The sequence below is a fragment of the Nitrobacter sp. TKz-YC02 genome, from assembly GCF_049852135.1.
Classification (GTDB): domain Bacteria; phylum Pseudomonadota; class Alphaproteobacteria; order Rhizobiales; family Xanthobacteraceae; genus Nitrobacter; species Nitrobacter vulgaris.
This window is the reverse complement of the sequence record NZ_CP180728.1, coordinates 554,556-572,520: the sequence shown is the minus strand read 5'-3', so window position 1 is coordinate 572,520 and position 17,965 is coordinate 554,556. Positions and strand designations below refer to the sequence as shown.

The following is a 17,965-nucleotide window of genomic DNA, read 5'->3' as shown; positions in this document are numbered from 1 at the left end:
GAAGGAAGCGCGCGGTGCCCGAGGCCATGAACACGAACCGGGCGCACCGATGACGTGTTCTTAGCCTACCGCACATCCCCAATGATGGCTGATGCGTCATCGACCTGCCTCGTCGATGCGTCCCGAGCGTAGCTTCACCACGCGGTCGCAGCGTTGCGCGAGTGCGGTATCATGAGTCACCAGCACCAGCGTCATACCGCGCTCGGCATGCTTGGCGAACAGGAGATCGACGATCTGCTGGCCGGTCACCTCATCCAGATTGCCGGTCGGCTCGTCGGCGACGAGAATCGCCGGATCAGGCGCGAACGCCCGTGCCAGCGCCACGCGTTGCTGCTCGCCGCCCGAGAGCTGCGTTGGATAGTGATGCAGCCGCGCGCCAAGACCTACCGCATCCAGCTCGCTCGCTGCGCGCGCCGATGCGTTCGGCGCACCAGCGAGTTCGAGCGGCACGGCGACATTCTCCAGCGCCGTCATGGTCGGGATCAGATGAAAGGACTGAAATACGATGCCGACGTGACGTCCGCGAAATCGCGCCAGACCGTCTTCGTCGAGAGCATTGAAATGAGTGCCATCGACAACCACTTCTCCGCGGTCGGGGCGTTCCAGCCCCGCCATGACCATAAGCAGGGTGGATTTCCCCGACCCGGACGGTCCAATCAAACCGATCGCTTCGGCACGGCCAATGCGGAGACTGATGTCTTTCAGAATATGGACACGCGCAGCGCCGCTGCCGAGTGTGAGATTGACATTGGAAATGGTGATGGCGTCCGGCTTGAGATCTTGGGAATGACTGGCCGGTAACGAGGGTTCGATGAGACTGTCCATACCTAGTGTCCTGAATCCCAAGTTCGCCTGCCCCGCCGGACCGTTCCGAGCGAACTTCGGATTCAGAAGGACACTAGAAACTTATTATTCCAAAGTGGTTTGGTTCAGAAGGTCTCTAGAGGACTCGCAGCAAAATGGGAGAGACCGTCTGAACCACCATGCTGGCTCATATGGCATTTCTTTTACGGCGGTCGAGAGGTTGATGCGCACCTTTGCGTGGATTCTGCTTGGCGCTGGCATCGCCATGGCAGTGCCGGCACAGGCGGCCGATGGCCCCGCCAAGATCGTGGTGCTCGGCGACTCCTTAAGCGCCGGCCTCGGACTTCCGGCCGCCGCCGCATTTCCAGCACAATTGGAAAAATCGTTGAAAGACAAGGGCCTGAACGTCACGATCGGCAATGCCGGCGTCTCCGGCGATACCGCGTCCGGCGGTCTCGACAGGCTCGACTGGTCGGTGCCTGCCGGCACGCAGGGCGTGATCCTTGAACTCGGCGCAAACGATGCCCTGCGCGGCATTGATCCCAAAGTGACGCGCGCCGCACTGGAGAACATCCTGAAGCGCCTCAAGGCGCGCCATATCGCGGTCCTGCTATGCGGCATGGTCGCGCCGCCGAATTACGGCGCCGAGTACGCCGCGCAATTCAATGCGATATTTCCAGATCTCGCCAAGAAATACGACGTGCCACTTTATCCGTTCTTCCTCGACAAAGTCGCGGCGAACACAAAGCTCAATCAGGCCGACGGTATGCACCCGACCGCCGCGGGCGTGGCAATTATCGTCGAACATATCCTGCCTACGGTTGAGGCCTTTGTCCGCGCTATCCGTGAGCAGAAAGGCTGACAACCAAGTGAGCGCCCCGCTCTCGCAAGGAATTACCCGCTATGCGGCCGCGCGCTTCGCACGGTCACAGAACTACGGTAAAAATAGCTACTGGTGATTCGTCGCCAGATTGATTTCGAGGCTTGCATCGAGGGTTTTGCGATGCCGCGTTTGTTCACCGGGCTGGAAATACCGCCCGATATCGGCCGCACGCTGTCCGATTTGCGCGGCGGTCTGCCGGGCGCCCGCTGGATCGATCCCGAAAACTACCATCTCACGCTCCGCTTCATCGGCGATATCGACGGTGCCTCCGCCAACGAGATCGCGTCGGTGCTGCTCCGGATCAACCGCAAGCCGTTCGACGTGACGCTGCGGGGACTGTCGAGTTTCGGCGGCAAGAAACCGCGCGCCGTCGTCGCCTCAGTGGAACCGAGCGCGCCGCTGGTCGAATTGCAAGCCGAACTTGAACGGCTGATGCGGCGCTGCGGGCTGGATCCCGAGGGCCGCAAGTTCACGCCCCATGTCACGCTGGCCCGCTTGCGCGATGCATCCAACTACGACGTCGCGAACTATCTGTCGGTGCGCGGCTATTTCCCGTCCAAGGTATTCACCGCCGAGCGCTTCGTGCTGTTCTCGTCGCGTGCCTCGGTCGGCGGCGGCCCTTACGTTGTCGAGGACTCCTACGCGCTCAGCGCGTGACCGTCGATTCACAAGACTTTCACCACGACTTGCATTTCCGTCCCTTAGGAATCGAAAACCGACCGATGCTTTCGGTGTCACCCACATCGCTCCGGAATCACTATCAGACCCTCGTCACGTCAGGCGCGATCGAGGCGGACGCCGCGCAGGCGCGGGCGGTGGAAGCTCTTGCCGCGCTGGACGAGCGGCTCATGGCCTACAAGCCCACGGGCAAGTCGGGCTTCCTCGACAAATTGCTCCATTCCGACGACGAACCTCCGCCGAAGGGACTTTATATCCATGGTGACGTCGGACGCGGCAAAACCATGCTGATGGACCTCTTTTTCCAGGAGAGCCGGGTCGTCCACAAACGCCGGGTCCATTTCCATGAGTTCATGACAGACGTGCATGAGCGCATCTTTGCCTTTCGCCAAAGCATCGCGCGGGGTGAGATGGCCGACGCCGACGCCGTTCAGCTCACCGCGACATCTATCTTCGAGCAGGCGTGGCTTTTGTGCTTCGACGAATTTCATGTCACCGACATCGCCGACGCCATGATCCTGGGCCGCCTGTTCGCACGGCTGTTCGAACTCGGCACCGTCGTGGTGGCGACATCAAACGTCCCTCCTGAGAACCTCTACGAAGGGGGCCTTAATCGCGTGCTGTTCCTGCCGTTCATTGCGCAGATCGAGGAGCGTATGGACGTTCTGCGTCTCGACGCCCGCACTGATTTCCGCATGGAGAAGCTCGCCAGCGTCAAGATGTGGCTGACACCCGCCGACACCGAGGCTGAGGCGGCGCTCGACAGAGCCTGGACGCTCATGACCGGCGGCGCGCCCTGCGAGCCGCGTGACATCGCGGTCAAGGGCCGCCTTCTGCACGTGCCATGCTCGGCCCACGGTGTGGCCCGGTTTTCGTTTGCCGATCTCTGCGAGCAACCGCTTGCGGCGTCCGACTATCTCCGGCTCGCGCGCGACTATCACACTCTTATGATCGACCACATCCCGGTGATGGACTATGACGACCGCAACGCCGCCAAGCGGTTCATCGCCCTAATCGACGCGCTGTATGACAACGGCGTGAAACTAATGGCGTCGAGCGATAGCGATCCGCTTTCGCTCTATCGCGCCAACGACGGCTTCGAGACGAATGAATTCAAACGCACCTCCTCGCGTCTGATCGAGATGAACTCGGACTCCTATCTGGCGAGGGCCCATGGTCGCAGCGATTCCCTCGCCAGCGGAACAGCCACCGGCTTGGTGGAGACTTGACGTTGCACGTTGCGACGCTTGAACAGGTCCCACGAAAGGTCTAACCACGATCCTGTCGATATTCTCCCTTCCCTGCTCTTTGTCATCAAAGGACAAAATTTCCATGGCGCGCGACAAGATTGGCTTGATCGGCTCTGGTCAGATCGGAGGGACGCTCGCTCATCTCATCGGACTGAAAGAACTTGGCGACGTCGTGATGTTCGATATCGCGGAGGGCGTTCCGCAGGGCAAATCGCTCGACATCGCCCAATCCTCCCCGGTGGACGGCTTCGACGCCAAGCTGACCGGCACCAATTCCTATGAAGCGCTCGAAGGCGCCAGCGTCTGCATCGTCACCGCCGGTGTCCCGCGCAAGCCGGGCATGAGCCGCGACGATCTGCTCGGTATCAATCTCAAGGTGATGGAGCAGGTCGGCGCCGGCATCAAGAAATACGCGCCCGATGCCTTCGTCATCTGCATCACCAATCCGCTCGACGCCATGGTGTGGGCACTTCAGAAGGCATCTACCCTGCCCGCGAAGAAGGTCGTCGGCATGGCCGGCGTACTGGACTCCTCACGCTTCCGCTATTTTCTCGCAGACGAATTCGACGTCTCGGTCGAAGACGTCACAGCCTTCGTGCTTGGCGGTCACGGCGACAGCATGGTGCCACTGGTGAAGTACTCGACAGTGGCGGGCATTCCGCTGCCGGACCTCGTCAAAATGGGTTGGACCTCGCAGGCCCGTATTGATGAGATCGTGGATCGCACCCGCAACGGCGGCGCCGAGATCGTCAATCTGCTCAAGACCGGCTCGGCGTTCTATGCCCCAGCCGCCTCCGCAATCGCGATGGCGGAAAGTTTCCTGCGCGACAAGAAGCGTGTGCTGCCTTGCGCCGCCTATCTCAACGGCGAATTCGGTGTGGACGACATGTATGTCGGAGTACCCGTGGTGATCGGCGCCAAGGGCGTCGAGCGCATTGTCGAGATTGAACTGTCGGGCAAGGACCGGGAAGCCTTCGACAAATCGGTCGCTGCGGTTCGGGGACTCGTCGATGCCTGCAAGAAGATCGCGCCCGATCTGCTTGACGGCTGATCGGCCACTGCCATTCGGTATCGTTCGGAACGGATACGCGTGCGGCCGGTATTTCGAAATTCAGATGCGGCAACCCACTGCTGGCAAGGCCATCTCGAGGTGACTGCCCACCTCGACCCTCCGGCGAGCATATCTTGGCCGACGGAAATGGTCGAAATTGTCCCTGCCAAAATTGTCCTTCCCGCGGGTCGGAGACCATCCAGATGAACATCCACGAATATCAGGCCAAGGCGTTGCTGCGGGAGTTCGGCGTGCCGGTCTCGCGCGGGGTGCCGGTGCTGAAGGCATCGGAAGCCGAGGCCGCGGCTAAAACGCTTGATGGTCCGGTTTGGGTGGTCAAAAGCCAGATCCACGCGGGCGGCCGCGGCAAGGGCAAGTTCAAGGAAGCTTCCGCCGGCGACAAGGGCGGCGTCCGCCTCGCCAAATCGATCGACGAGGTCAGCGCGTTCGCCAAACAGATGCTCGGCGCGACGCTGGTGACGGTGCAGACCGGTCCTGCCGGCAAACAGGTCAACCGCCTTTACATCGAGGAAGGCTTCGACATCGACAAGGAGTTCTATCTCTCGGCACTGGTCGACCGCGAAACGTCCAGGGTTTCGTTCGTGGTCTCCACCGAAGGCGGAGTGAACATCGAGGACGTCGCACACAAAACCCCTGAGAAAATCGTGACCTTCTCGGTCGATCCCGTCACAGGGGTGATGGGCCATCACGGCCGTACCGTCGCCAAGGCGCTGGGACTGCGCGGCGATCTCGGCAAGCAGGCGGAGAAGCTGGTGGCGCAGCTTTATGATGCCTTCATCGCCAAAGACATGGCGATGCTGGAGATCAATCCGCTCGTCGTCACGAGGCAAGGCGAACTGCGCGTGCTCGATGCCAAGGTATCGTTCGATAGCAACGCGCTTTACCGCCATTCCGATGTGGTGGCGCTGCGCGACGAGAGCGAGGAAGACGCCAAGGAAATCGAGGCGTCGAGGTTCGATCTGAGCTACGTCGCGCTCGACGGCCAGATCGGCTGCATGGTCAATGGCGCGGGCCTTGCGATGGCGACCATGGACATCATTAAACTCTACGGCATGTCGCCCGCAAACTTTCTCGACGTTGGCGGCGGCGCCTCCAAGGACAAGGTCGCAGCCGCCTTCAAGATCATCACCGCAGATCCGAACGTGAAGGGCATCCTGGTCAATATCTTCGGCGGCATCATGAAATGCGACGTCATCGCCGACGGCGTCGTCGCCGCGGTGAAGCAGGTCGGTCTCAACGTCCCGCTGGTGGTTCGCCTCGAAGGCACCAACGTCGATGCCGGCAAGAAGATTATCCGCGAGTCCGGCCTCAACGTGCTGCCCGCCGACGATCTCGACGACGCCGCCCAGAAGATCGTCAAGGCTGTGAAAGGGGTCGCGTAAATGTCCGTTCTGATCGACGAGAACACCCGGGTCATCTGCCAGGGCTTCACCGGCAAGAACGGCACGTTTCACTCCGAAGCCGCGATCGCCTACGGCACAAAAATGGTCGGCGGCACCTCGCCGGGCAAAGGCGGGCAAACCCATCTCGGCCTGCCGGTGTTCGACACCGTCCGCGAAGCGAGCGAGGCGACCGGCGCCGACGCCAGCGTGATCTACGTGCCGCCGGCCGGCGCCGCAGACGCGATCTGCGAGGCGATCGACAGCGAAATCCCGCTGATCGTCTGCATTACCGAAGGCATTCCGGTGCTGGACATGGTGCGGGTCAAGCGTTCGCTATCGGGATCGAAGTCTCGGCTCATCGGGCCGAATTGCCCGGGCGTCGTGACGGCGGGCGAATGCAAGATCGGCATCATGCCCGCGAACATCTTCAAGCCGGGCCATGTCGGCATCGTCTCCCGCTCGGGCACGCTGACCTACGAGGCGGTATTTCAGACCAGCCAGGAAGGCCTCGGCCAGACCACCGCGGTCGGTATCGGCGGCGACCCGGTCAAAGGCACCGAGTTCATCGACGTGCTGGAAATGTTCCTGGCCGATTCCAAGACCACTTCGATCGTGATGATCGGCGAGATCGGCGGCTCGGCCGAGGAAGACGCCGCGCAGTTCCTGATCGATGAGGCCAAACGCGGCCGCAAGAAGCCTGTGGTCGGCTTCATTGCCGGTGTCACCGCGCCTCCCGGCCGCCGCATGGGTCATGCGGGCGCGATCATTTCCGGCGGCAAGGGCGACGCCGCATCCAAGACCGCAGCCATGGAGGCGGCTGGCATCTTTGTCTCCCCGTCTCCGGCGCGACTGGGAAAAACTCTTGTCGAAAAGTTGAAGTCTTGATTCAGGTCTTGGTCTTTTCGGCGGGAAGTTCCGTCTTAAATAGGATAACGTTCAAATTCGCGCTGATCTCGCCGGGGAAAGGCTGTCCTCGCAGGCAATAGCGCGTGCGCCGTCTGTTACGCCCATGACCGAAATCGTCAGGACGCGATATGTCTCGCCAGGACGCGAATGCCGCATTTGCCCTTTCCTCGTTCTTGCAGGGCGCGAATGCCAGCTACATCGACGGACTCTACGCCCGCTATGAGAAAGACCCCGGTTCGGTCGATCCCGAGTGGCAGGAATTCTTCAAAAGCCTGAAGGATTCTCCGCAGGACGTCGAAAAGAACGCAGAAGGCCCATCCTGGGCGAGGGCCAACTGGCCGCCGGCTCCCCAGGACGACCTCACCTCAGCGCTCGACGGCAACTGGGCTCGGCTCGAAAAGACCGTGGACGCCAGGGTGCAGGAGAGGACGAAAGCGAAGCCTTCGACGCTCGCCGGCGCCGACGTCACTCAGGCTACGCGCGATTCGGTGCGAGCGCTGATGCTGATCCGCGCTTACCGCATGCGAGGGCACTTTCATGCCAGGCTCGACCCGCTCGGTCTCGAACCTGCGCGCGATCACGAAGAACTCGATCCACGCGCCTACGGCTTCACCGAAGCCGACATGGATCGCAAAATCTTCCTCGACCATGTTCTTGGGCTCGAATACGGCACCCTGCGCGAGATCGTGGCGATCTGCCGGCGCACTTACTGCCAGACGCTGGGCGTCGAGTTCATGCACATTTCGAACGCCGAGCAGAAAGGCTGGATTCAAGAGCGCATCGAGGGGCCGGACAAGGAGATCAGCTTCACGCCGGAAGGCCGGCGCGCCATCCTGACCAAGCTCATCGAGGCCGAGGGTTTTGAGAAGTTCTGCGATGTCAAGTTCACGGGAACCAAGCGCTTCGGTCTCGACGGCGGCGAATCGCTGATCCCGGCGCTTGAGCAGATCATCAAGCGCGGCGGCAATCTCGGCGTGAAGGAAATCGTGATCGGCATGCCGCACCGCGGACGGCTGAACGTGCTGACGCAGGTGATGGGCAAGCCTCATCGCGCGCTGTTCCATGAGTTCAAAGGCGGCTCGGTAAATCCGGAGGCGGTCGAGGGCTCCGGCGACGTCAAGTATCACCTCGGCGCCTCGAGCGACCGCGAGTTCGACAACAACCGGATACACCTGTCGCTGACCGCCAATCCCTCGCACCTGGAAATCGTAGACCCGGTGGTGCTCGGCAAGGTGCGCGCCAAGCAGGACCAGCACGGCGATCCACCCGAGCAGCGCGACTCGGTGCTGCCGCTGTTGATGCACGGCGACGCCGCGTTCGCAGGACAGGGCGTGGTAGCGGAATGCTTCGCCCTGTCGGACCTCAAGGGCTACCGCACCGGGGGCTCGATCCACTTCATCGTCAACAACCAGATCGGCTTCACCACCTATCCGCGCTACTCGCGCTCATCCCCTTATCCGTCCGACGTCGCGAAGATGATCGACGCGCCGATCTTCCACGTCAATGGCGACGATCCGGAAGCCGTGGTGTTCGCGGCGAAGGTCGCGGTCGAACTCCGGCAGAAATTCCACAAGCCGGTCGTAATCGACATGTTCTGCTATCGCCGCCACGGTCACAACGAAGGCGACGAGCCCTCGTTTACCAATCCGACGATGTACAAGAAGATCGCAGCGCACCCCTCGACGCTCGAACTTTACGCCAAGCGGCTGACCAATGAAGGCGTTATAACCGAGGGCGAGATCGAAAAGCTGAAAGCCGACTGGCGCGCACGGCTGGACGCTGAATTCGAGGCCGGCGCTGGCTACAAGCCGAACAAGGCCGACTGGCTCGACGGTAAGTGGGCTGGCTTCAAGCTCGCCGATCAGAACGAGGAGCCGCACCGTGGCGTCACCGGCGTGAACATCGAGACGCTACAGGAGATCGGCCGCGGCATCACGCAGGTGCCGGACGGTTTCCGGGTGCACCGCACGGTGCAGCGCTTTCTCGATAATCGCGCCAAGGCGATCGAGAGCGGCTCCGACATCGACTGGGCGACGGCCGAGGCGCTGGCCTTATGCACACTGATGCTGGAGGGCCACAACGTCCGCCTGTCCGGCCAGGACAGCGAGCGCGGCACTTTCTCGCAGCGGCATTCGGTGCTGTTCGATCAAGAGGACGAGAGTCGCTACACGCCGTTCAACCATCTCGGCAAGAACCAGGGCAGCTACGAGGTCATCAACTCGCTGCTGTCGGAAGAAGCTGTGCTCGGTTTCGAGTATGGCTATTCGCTCGCGGAGCCGAACACGCTTACAATGTGGGAAGCACAGTTCGGCGACTTCGCCAACGGAGCGCAGGTGGTGTTCGACCAGTTCATCTCCTCTGGTGAACGCAAGTGGCTGCGCATGTCAGGTCTCGTTTGCATGCTGCCCCACGGCTATGAGGGCCAGGGACCGGAGCATTCGTCGGCGCGGCTGGAGCGGTTCCTGCAGATGTGCGCGGAAGACAATATGCAGGTCGTCAATATCACTACGCCGGCCAATCATTTTCATGCGCTGCGCCGCCAATTGAAACGCCAGATCCGCAAGCCTCTGATCATGATGACGCCGAAGTCGCTGCTGCGTCACAAGCGGGCGGTATCGCGTCTCGACGAACTCGGCGTCGACACCGGATTCCATCGTATCCTTTACGACGACGCGGCGATGTTGCCGGAACAAACTATCAGGCCGGTGAGCGACGACAAAATTCGTCGCGTGGTGCTGTGTTCCGGCAAGGTGTACTACGATCTCTACGAGGAACGCGAGAAGCGCAACATCAACGATGTGTACCTGATGCGGATCGAACAATTGTATCCCGTTCCACTGAAGGCGCTGGTGCACGTCCTCGGCAGTTTCAAGAACGCAGAGATCGTCTGGTGCCAGGAAGAACCGCGCAATATGGGCGCATGGCACTTCATCCAGCCTTACCTGGAATGGGTTCTCAACCAGATCGGCGCATCCAACAAACGCCTGCGTTATGCCGGCCGCGCCGCAGCTGCAGCCACCGCGACCGGGTTGATGTCGAAGCATCTTGCGCAACTCAAGGCGTTCATTGGCGAGGCGCTGAACTAACACGAACAGTCATGTCGGACTGAACGCGAGGCCCACTTGTTGCGGATGTTTCGGGTATCCATGCTGCTGTCTTTTCGGGACAAGTTGGCCATGACGAAAGGAAGAGGACCATGACCGAGATACGCGTTCCGACGCTCGGCGAATCGGTGACCGAGGCAACCATCGGAAAATGGTTCAAGAAGCCCGGCGACGCCGTATCCGTCGACGAGCCGCTCGTCGAGCTCGAGACCGACAAGGTGACCATCGAAGTGCCTGCGCCCTCCGCCGGCACGCTCGCCGAGCTCGTCGCCAAGGAGGGCGAGACGGTTGCCGTCGGCGCGCTGCTTGGACAGATAACCGATGGCAGCGCGTCGGCAAAACCAGCGGCGGCCAAAACGCAAGCCATCGCCGCCGAAAAAACAACCGGGCGGCCGGACCTTAAGTCCGACACCACGAAACCGATCAACGCAGGCCCGGAGGAGCCGCAGCCAAGGCCGAAAAACGCAGTAGCGGCTGATGCACCGCTCGCGCCATCGGTGCGTAAACTCTCCGCCGAGAGCGGCATCGACGCCTCGACCGTTCCGGGCTCCGGCAAGGACGGCCGCGTCACCAAAAGCGATATGCTGGCGGCGATCGAGAAGGCGGCCTCCGCTCCGACCTCGGTCGACCAGCCAGCTGCCGCCATGCAGGCGCGCACGCCCTCTCCTCCGAACGACGCCTCGCGCGAGGAGCGGGTGAAGATGACGCGGCTACGCCAGACCATCGCGCGCCGCCTCAAGGAAGTGCAGAACACCGCCGCGATACTGACGACCTTCAACGAGGTCGACATGACCGGCATCATGGCGCTGCGTACGCACTACAAGGAAGCGTTCGAGAAGAAGCACGGCGTGAAGCTCGGCTTCATGGGCTTCTTCACCAAAGCCATCGTGCAGGCGCTGAAGGACATTCCGGCCGTCAACGCCGAAATCGACGGTACCGAGCTGATCTACAAGAACTACTATCACATCGGAGTCGCCGTCGGCACCGACAAGGGCCTGGTGGTGCCTGTCGTACGCGACTGCGATCACAAATCGATCGCCGACATCGAGAAAAGCATTGCCGATTACGGCCGTCGCGCCCGCGACGGCCAGCTCAAGATCGAGGAGATGCAGGGCGGCACCTTCACCATTACCAACGGCGGCATCTACGGCTCGCTGATGTCGACGCCGATCCTGAACGCGCCGCAAGCCGGCATCCTTGGCATGCACAAAATTCAGGAGCGGCCGGTGGCGATCGGCGGCAAGGTGGAAATCCGCCCGATGATGTATCTCGCGCTCTCCTACGACCACCGCGTCATCGACGGCAAGGAGGCCGTGACCTTCCTCGTGCGCGTCAAGGAATCGCTGGAAGACCCGGCGCGGTTGGCGCTGGATCTGTAGTTCAAGCTAAGGGAACCACATGACGCAAATCCTGCTGAAGTCCAATACCAAAGCCGCCGCGTTTGGTCATTTGACCTCCATCGATCTGGAATTGAATGCAGTCATTCTGGAGCTGGTTTATCTGGCTTGCTTGAGCTTCGAGCACGGGCCGTCCGCCTCAAAGATCTACGTCTCCGAATATGGCGGGGAAATCAAAAGCATTGTCCATGATAACCCCTTCGATGTTCTGGGATCTTTCGAAAACATCTCAAAAAAATCACGGGACTGGGTCCTGTCACGAGCGTTGTTCTACCACGACAACCACAGACGACGAGCGATGGCCGATCCGGAAAAAGCAAAAGCTGAAGAACAGCATCAATCGATAATTGAGAAAAAGCTTGGCAACCTCGACAAGGCTCACGCTTTGAGAGCTAAGCTGATCAAGGACGGAGCCGATCCCGACGAACTCAACAGGCTGGTCGGGGGATTGCTCTTCGAGCAGCGCGCAAAATTGATTCCCGGGCCGGACGAGGCGGGCTGAGCAGGCATTCATGGCGACTTACGACCTCATCGTTATCGGCACCGGTCCCGGCGGCTATGTCTGCGCCATTCGCGCGGCGCAACTCGGCATGAAGGTTGCCGTGGTCGAGAAGAACCCGACGCTTGGCGGCACCTGCCTCAATGTCGGCTGCATGCCGTCGAAAGCCTTGTTGCACGCCTCAGAGATGTTCGAGGAAGCCGGACATTCGTTCGCAAAAATGGGCATCGGCGTATCTGCCCCCAAACTCGATTTGCCCGCGATGATGAATTTCAAACAGCAGGGCATCGACGGCAACGTCAAGGGCGTCGAGTACCTGATGAAGAAGAACAAGATCGACGTCATCAGCGGCACCGGCAAAATTCTCGGCGCTGGCAAGGTCGAAGTGACGATCGCCGACGGCAAGACCCAGACTGTTGAGACGAAAAACATCGTGATCGCCACCGGCTCCGATGTCGCGAAGCTCAAGGGCCTCGAGATCGACGAAAAGCGCATCGTGTCGTCGACCGGGGCGCTGTCGCTCGACAAGGTGCCGGGAAAGCTTCTGATCGTCGGCGCCGGCGTGATCGGCCTGGAACTCGGCTCGGTGTGGCGTCGCCTTGGCGCGCAAGTCACCGTCATTGAATTCCTCGATCGCATCCTGCCCGGCATGGACGGCGAAATCGCAAAGCAGTTTCAGCGCCTTCTCGAAAAGCAAGGCTTTGCATTCAAGCTCGGCGCCAAGGTCACAGGCGTCGATACATCCGGCAAGACGCTGATGGCCCGGGTCGAACCCGCCGCAGGCGGTGCATCAGAAACAATCGAAGCCGACGTGGTTCTGGTCGCGATCGGCCGCACGCCCTACACCGACGGCCTCGGCCTGAAGGAGGCAGGCGTCGCGCTCGACGAGCGCGGCCGCGTGGAGATCGACGCGCATTTTGCGACCAGCGTGAAAGGCATCTACGCCATCGGCGACGTCGTCAAGGGACCGATGCTGGCGCACAAGGCCGAGGACGAAGGCGTGGCGTGCGCGGAAATCCTCGCGGGCCAGGCCAGCCATGTGAACTACGACGTGATCCCCGGCGTGATCTACACAACGCCTGAGGTTTCATCGGTCGGCAAGACCGAGGAGGAGCTGAAGCAGGCCGGTGTAGCCTATACCGTCGGCAAGTTTCCGTTCACGGCAAATGGCCGCTCCAAGGTCAACCAGACCACCGACGGCTTTGTGAAGATCCTCGCGGACGCGAAAACCGATCGCGTGCTCGGCGTTCACATCATCGGTCGCGAGGCTGGCGAGCTGATCCACGAGGCTTGCGTGCTGATGGAGTTCGGCGGATCGGCGGAAGACCTCGCGCGCACCTGCCACGCGCACCCGACGCGATCGGAAGCGATCAAGGAGGCCGCCCTCGCAGTTGGCAAACGAGCCATTCATATGTGAGAATAGCGAGTTGCCTGCACCGCGATCTTCGGTCAGGCGCGGGGATGCGCCGTCCTGTAGACTTCCAGCAGCCGCTCGCTGTCGATGCCGGTGTAGATCTGCGTGGTCGAGAGCGACGCGTGGCCAAGCAGTTCCTGAATCGCGCGCAAATCGCCGCCGCGGCTTAAGAGATGCGTCGCGAATGAATGGCGCAGCGCATGAGGCGTCGCGCTGTCGGGCAGACCGAGCGCGCCGCGCATCCGCGCCATCACAAGCTGGATGATGCGGGCCTTGAGCGGGCCGCCCCGCGCGCCGACGAAAATCGGTCCTTCCGGCGGCAGCGAATGCGGGCACATCGCCACATACTCATGAACCAGCGCCAGCACGTTCTGCAGCACCGGCACCATCCGCGTCTTGTTGCCCTTCCCGGTGACCACCAGAACGTCGCCCGCGCCAGGCTGCGGCACATCGCGGCGCTTCAACCCAAGCGCCTCGGAAATCCGCAGGCCGGACCCGTACAACAGCGCCATGACGGCTGCATCGCGTGCCCAGATCCATGGCTCTCGATCCTCGCCGGCCCGCTCGGAGGCGTCGGCAAAACGCTTCGCCGCGCTCATATGGATCGGCTTCGGGAGGCTCTTGCCAACCTTCGGCGCGCGGATCGCGCCGAGCGCACCGATCTTGCCGAGCCCTTCCCGTTCCAGAAATCGCGCGAATGAACGCAGCCCCGCCAGCGAACGCATCAACGAGCGGCCACCAATGTCCTCCGCGCGTCGCGCGGCCATGAAGGCTCTGATATCGCCTGGCTCGAGCGCGGCGAAACGCTTCAACGTCACCAACTCGCCCCAGTGCTGGCCGAGAAACATCAGGCATTGCCGGACATCGCGCGCATAGGCTTCAAGCGTCTTCGGCGACAGCCGACGCTCGGCACGCAGATGCGCCAGCCATCGCACGATTTGCTGCCCGACGTCCGACGCCGTGCAGGCGAGATCTGGTAGCGGATCTGCGAGTCTCGCCATCTTCGCACCTTGCCTATAAGTCCGGCGATCATATCGCGCCGCTTTCGTTTATCCTTCGCTAACTTTCCCGCCGACTGGCCTATGGCGCCGGGCCCTCCCATAGCGTTTTCGAGCGAAGCACATCGTCGAGCTTGACCCGAGGATGAATATCGGTTCGCGTGAAGAAAACGCGTTAGATCAAAATGATAGAGCCCGCTTCTGATTTCGTCAGAAGCGGAAAGGCTCTAAGCTGTTCGCAACTCCCGACAGAGGCCGATTCTCCGGATGGACCGTTCTTCGCGCAATGGCACATTCCCGTCATCGACGACGCGCATCGTCGATGTGCAGGTTCCCGTTGCGATCGATCATGCCTATTCCTATCGCGTGCCGAGCGGCATGGAGGTGCGGCCCGGCGACGTGGTGACGGTGCCGCTCGGCCCCCGCGAGGTGATCGCCGTGGTCTGGGCCGAGAATCCCGCACCCGATCCGCGCCTGCACAACCGGTTGAAGGACATCTCCGACAAGCTCGATGTACCTCCGCTCAGGGACGAACTCCGCGCGCTGATCGACTGGGTCGCCAACTACACATTGTCGCCGCGCGGCATGGTCATGCGCATGAGCCTGCGGATGGGCGAACACCTTGGGCCGGAGCGGGCGCGACCAGGCGTGCGGCTGAGAGGCGAGCCGCCCCGGCGCATGACCCCGGCACGACGGCGGCTGCTGGAAGTCCTGTCGGATGGGTTGCTGCGTGCAAAATCCGATGCGGCCAAGGAAGCCGGCGTCAGCGCCGGCGTCGTCGATGGTCTTGTCGACGAAGGCACGCTGACAATCGAGCCAATGCCGCGTGCGCCGCCGCCCCCGCCGCCCGATCCCGACTTCGCCGTCCCCGACTTTTCCCGCTCGCAGCGAGCGGCCGTGGACGCCATGCGCACGCTGGCGTCAAACGGCACGTTTCACGTCGCGCTGCTCGATGGTGTGACCGGCTCCGGAAAGACCGAAGTCTATTTCGAAGCGGTCGCCGAAACGGTCCGCCGCGGCAAGCAGGCTTTGATCTTGATGCCCGAGATTGCGTTGACGGGGCAATTCCGCGACCGTTTCGCCGCCCGCTTCGGCGAACGGCCGCTGGAATGGCATTCCGAATTGACGCCGCGCACCCGCGCGCGCAACTGGGCAGCCATTGCGGCGGGCGAGGCGCAAGTTGTGGTCGGCGCCCGCTCCGCGCTGTTTCTTCCCTACGCTAACCTCGGACTGATCATCGTCGACGAGGAGCACGATCAAGCCTACAAGCAGGACGATGGCGTGCGCTATCACGCCCGCGACATGGCCGTGGTTCGCGCACATGTCGCGAAGATCCCGATCATACTGGCCTCGGCGACGCCATCCGTCGAAAGCGAGGTCAATGCGCGCAAGGGACGCTACCAGCGCATCGCGCTGACATCCCGGTTCGGCGGTCAGCATTTGCCACAGATCGAACTGATCGATCTTCGGCGCGAGGGACCGTCGCGCGGCCGCTTCATTTCTCCGCGTCTGGCCGAAGAGATTCGGACCGCCATCGAGCGGCGCGAGCAGGCGTTGCTGTTTCTCAATCGCCGCGGCTATGCGCCGCTGACCTTGTGCCGCGCCTGCGGCCACCGCTTTGCCTGCACCATCTGCGATGCCTGGCTCGTGGATCACCGCTTCCGTCAGCGGCTCGTATGCCATCACTGCGGCTTCTCAATGCCGCGCCCGAATCAATGCCCGCATTGCGCGGCGGAGGAATCGCTGGTCGCGGTCGGCCCCGGAGTCGAACGGTTGCAGGAAGAGGCCGCCGCACTATTCCCCGACGCGCGCACCATGGTGCTGTCGAGCGACCTGATCACCTCGATCGAGACCATGCGCTCGGAGCTAAATGACATCGCGGAAGGCCGCGTCGACATCATCATCGGCACGCAGCTTGTGGCGAAGGGACACCATTTTCCGCGCCTGAACCTCGTCGGAGTGGTTGATGCCGACCTGGGCCTCGGCAACGGCGACCCTCGCGCAGCCGAGCGAACCTTCCAACTGCTCAATCAGGTGATCGGCCGCACCGGCCGCGAGCAGGGTCAAGGCATTGGCTATCTGCAAACCCACCAGCCCGAACATCCCGTGATGACGGCGCTGCTCGCGAGCGACCGCGAGGCGTTCTATTCCAGCGAAATCGCGGCGCGGGAGCGGACCGGCTACCCGCCGTTTGGCCGACTGGCCAGCCTGATCATATCCGCAGGCGACCGCCCGAGCGCAGAGAGCTTTGCCCGCCGGCTCGTCGCAATCGCGCCGATCGACAAGGGCATTCAGGTACTCGGACCGGCAGAAGCGCCGCTTGCCCTGATCAAGGGGCGCTATCGATTTCGCCTGCTGGTGAAGTCAGCGCGCAGCGTGGACCTCTCCGGCTATTTGCGCGGCTGGCTCGCCTCTGCGCCGAAGACCAGGGGCAAGCTCAAGCTCGAAGTGGATATTGATCCCCAGAGCTTTCTCTAGCAGCCCTTTCGAGCACTCCGGTTCGCCGACGCGCCGCGTCCTCGCGGACGACTCAGCCGATCCGTCAGACGACCGGTCCATCGCGAGGCGCTCATGTGGGATCGGACCGAGGCCAACTCCGGCCCCGGGAAGCTATGACTTGAGCAAAGGGCCGAAGAAAATCTCCGGACGCCGCTTGCCCGGAAAATGCCTTTGGCGCGGGACTTACATGACCTCGGCGACCACACGGCCGACGCCGCTGCCGGTCAAGCCGATCACACGGGCGGCACCTTTGGAAAGATCCAGCACACGACCGCGGATGAACGGACCGCGATCATTGACGGTGACGACCACGCTGCGGCTGCCATGGGTGACCCTCAGCCTGGTTCCGAACGGCAGATGGCGATGGGCGGCGGTCATGGCGTTCTGATTGAAGCGCTGGCCGGATGCGGTGCGGCTGCCGGCTTCATTGCCGTAATAGGAGGCTATGCCAGAGAACGATCGGCTCGAATGGGCCGAGCTTCCAAAAGAAGCATTGGCGTTCAGCCAGGACGATCCGCTGGCGCCGTGGCTCTTCGCATAATGCCCCTGGTTGTGGTGGTGATGATGCCGATGATGTTTGCTCGACCGGGCCGATGCCCCAGTGACGCTGCCTGCAATCAAAACGCTTGCGGCGATCACGGCGGCCAACGTACGCGGCCGGATGAGAAACCCTAAGGTCGTCTTTTGCGAGTACAACATTGAAGGACCCTTGAAAGTATTGCCGCCCCTGCGGCAAGTGAAACCCCTGACTTTTTCGTCGCGGCAGGGTTGATCCTCAAACTAAGGCGTAAAATGGGCAAGGAATTGCTTCGTGACTCGGATGAAATATCTTTTGATCGGGATGGATTCGTCCACCAATCGTGACAATACATATATTAATAAAATATACATGATAATATACATCAATATACTGTAAAAGAAAGTCATAGCGCCCGATCAGTGACCATTCATTAAGTACTGCGGAGCGCGCCCAGGCACTAAGCTGGGCTCAGCCGTGTAGAGAAACCGCCGTGACAAGGGTCTGATTGCTTTTGTCCTGACGCAGCATTTGCCAACCGAATGACTGTACGCAGGAATGC

Annotated in this window: 14 protein-coding genes; 11 read left to right on the top strand and 3 right to left on the bottom strand. The window is 61.7% G+C overall.

Features of this window, described 5'->3' with window-relative positions; genetic code table 11:
- Positions 1-96 precede the first annotated feature (96 nt).
- A complete protein-coding gene (locus ACM561_RS02680; RefSeq protein WP_425907842.1) occupies positions 97-825 on the bottom strand; it encodes an ABC transporter ATP-binding protein in 729 nt (242 codons plus the stop codon).
- A gap of 202 nt (positions 826-1,027) precedes the next feature.
- Between ACM561_RS02680 and ACM561_RS02675 the strand changes: the two genes are divergently transcribed.
- The 10 genes from ACM561_RS02675 (at position 1,028) to lpdA (ending at position 13,392) form a co-directional block, all read left to right on the top strand.
- Entirely contained in the window at positions 1,028-1,666 is a 639-nt protein-coding gene (locus ACM561_RS02675; RefSeq protein ID WP_425907841.1) for an arylesterase, read from the top strand.
- Positions 1,667-1,807: 141 nt separating this feature from the next.
- Positions 1,808-2,344 (top strand): RNA 2',3'-cyclic phosphodiesterase, encoded by a 537-nt coding sequence (thpR, locus tag ACM561_RS02670; RefSeq protein WP_425907839.1) that lies wholly within the window; start codon positions 1,808-1,810, stop codon positions 2,342-2,344.
- Positions 2,345-2,409: 65 nt separating this feature from the next.
- Positions 2,410-3,594, top strand: coding sequence for a cell division protein ZapE (gene zapE, locus ACM561_RS02665; protein ID WP_425907837.1), 1,185 nt, complete (start codon positions 2,410-2,412; stop codon positions 3,592-3,594).
- A 103-nt stretch (positions 3,595-3,697) separates the two neighbouring features.
- Complete coding sequence (gene mdh, locus ACM561_RS02660) at positions 3,698-4,666, top strand: malate dehydrogenase (RefSeq protein WP_425907835.1); 969 nt, start codon at positions 3,698-3,700, stop codon at positions 4,664-4,666.
- Between the two features lie 203 nt (positions 4,667-4,869).
- The gene (gene sucC, locus ACM561_RS02655) at positions 4,870-6,069 is read left to right on the top strand and encodes an ADP-forming succinate--CoA ligase subunit beta (protein ID WP_425907833.1); all 1,200 of its coding nucleotides are present in this window, start codon (positions 4,870-4,872) and stop codon (positions 6,067-6,069) included.
- Complete coding sequence (gene sucD / locus ACM561_RS02650; protein ID WP_425907832.1) at positions 6,070-6,954, top strand: succinate--CoA ligase subunit alpha; 885 nt, start codon at positions 6,070-6,072, stop codon at positions 6,952-6,954.
- Positions 6,955-7,103: 149 nt separating this feature from the next.
- Positions 7,104-10,061, top strand: a complete 2,958-nt coding sequence (locus ACM561_RS02645) for a 2-oxoglutarate dehydrogenase E1 component (protein ID WP_425907830.1) — start codon at positions 7,104-7,106, stop codon at positions 10,059-10,061.
- A 110-nt stretch (positions 10,062-10,171) separates the two neighbouring features.
- Positions 10,172-11,458 carry a 2-oxoglutarate dehydrogenase complex dihydrolipoyllysine-residue succinyltransferase gene (gene odhB, locus ACM561_RS02640; protein WP_425907829.1) on the top strand — a complete coding sequence of 429 codons (1,287 nt, stop codon included), beginning with the start codon at positions 10,172-10,174 and terminating at the stop codon, positions 11,456-11,458.
- A gap of 19 nt (positions 11,459-11,477) precedes the next feature.
- The gene (locus tag ACM561_RS02635; RefSeq protein ID WP_425907827.1) at positions 11,478-11,978 is read left to right on the top strand and encodes a hypothetical protein; all 501 of its coding nucleotides are present in this window, start codon (positions 11,478-11,480) and stop codon (positions 11,976-11,978) included.
- Positions 11,979-11,988: 10 nt separating this feature from the next.
- On the top strand, positions 11,989-13,392 hold the full coding sequence (gene lpdA, locus ACM561_RS02630) for a dihydrolipoyl dehydrogenase (RefSeq protein ID WP_425907826.1): 1,404 nt from the start codon (positions 11,989-11,991) through the stop codon (positions 13,390-13,392).
- Positions 13,393-13,424: 32 nt separating this feature from the next.
- Here lpdA and ACM561_RS02625 read toward each other — a convergent pair whose 3' ends face one another.
- Positions 13,425-14,390 (bottom strand): tyrosine recombinase XerC, encoded by a 966-nt coding sequence (locus tag ACM561_RS02625; protein WP_425907824.1) that lies wholly within the window; start codon positions 14,388-14,390, stop codon positions 13,425-13,427.
- Positions 14,391-14,654: 264 nt separating this feature from the next.
- Between ACM561_RS02625 and ACM561_RS02620 the strand changes: the two genes are divergently transcribed.
- Positions 14,655-16,865, top strand: a complete 2,211-nt coding sequence (locus tag ACM561_RS02620; protein WP_425907823.1) for a primosomal protein N' — start codon at positions 14,655-14,657, stop codon at positions 16,863-16,865.
- 204 nt (positions 16,866-17,069) lie between these two features.
- On the opposite strand, the gene ACM561_RS02615 is transcribed toward ACM561_RS02620, so the two are convergent.
- The gene (locus ACM561_RS02615; protein WP_425907821.1) at positions 17,070-17,585 is read right to left on the bottom strand and encodes a septal ring lytic transglycosylase RlpA family protein; all 516 of its coding nucleotides are present in this window, start codon (positions 17,583-17,585) and stop codon (positions 17,070-17,072) included.
- Positions 17,586-17,965 lie beyond the last annotated feature (380 nt).

Bases quoted from the DNA above. Each gene is read 5' to 3' on its own strand.
- ACM561_RS02680 (WP_425907842.1), bottom strand. From the start codon at position 825: ATGGACAGTCTCATCGAACCCTCGTTACCGGCCAGTCATTCCCAAGAT.
- ACM561_RS02675 (WP_425907841.1), top strand. From the start codon at position 1,028: ATGCGCACCTTTGCGTGGATTCTGCTTGGCGCTGGCATCGCCATGGCA.
- thpR (WP_425907839.1), top strand. From the start codon at position 1,808: ATGCCGCGTTTGTTCACCGGGCTGGAAATACCGCCCGATATCGGCCGC.
- zapE (WP_425907837.1), top strand. From the start codon at position 2,410: ATGCTTTCGGTGTCACCCACATCGCTCCGGAATCACTATCAGACCCTC.
- mdh (WP_425907835.1), top strand. From the start codon at position 3,698: ATGGCGCGCGACAAGATTGGCTTGATCGGCTCTGGTCAGATCGGAGGG.
- sucC (WP_425907833.1), top strand. From the start codon at position 4,870: ATGAACATCCACGAATATCAGGCCAAGGCGTTGCTGCGGGAGTTCGGC.
- sucD (WP_425907832.1), top strand. From the start codon at position 6,070: ATGTCCGTTCTGATCGACGAGAACACCCGGGTCATCTGCCAGGGCTTC.
- ACM561_RS02645 (WP_425907830.1), top strand. From the start codon at position 7,104: ATGTCTCGCCAGGACGCGAATGCCGCATTTGCCCTTTCCTCGTTCTTG.
- odhB (WP_425907829.1), top strand. From the start codon at position 10,172: ATGACCGAGATACGCGTTCCGACGCTCGGCGAATCGGTGACCGAGGCA.
- ACM561_RS02635 (WP_425907827.1), top strand. From the start codon at position 11,478: ATGACGCAAATCCTGCTGAAGTCCAATACCAAAGCCGCCGCGTTTGGT.
- lpdA (WP_425907826.1), top strand. From the start codon at position 11,989: ATGGCGACTTACGACCTCATCGTTATCGGCACCGGTCCCGGCGGCTAT.
- ACM561_RS02625 (WP_425907824.1), bottom strand. From the start codon at position 14,390: ATGGCGAGACTCGCAGATCCGCTACCAGATCTCGCCTGCACGGCGTCG.
- ACM561_RS02620 (WP_425907823.1), top strand. From the start codon at position 14,655: ATGGACCGTTCTTCGCGCAATGGCACATTCCCGTCATCGACGACGCGC.
- ACM561_RS02615 (WP_425907821.1), bottom strand. From the start codon at position 17,585: ATGTTGTACTCGCAAAAGACGACCTTAGGGTTTCTCATCCGGCCGCGT.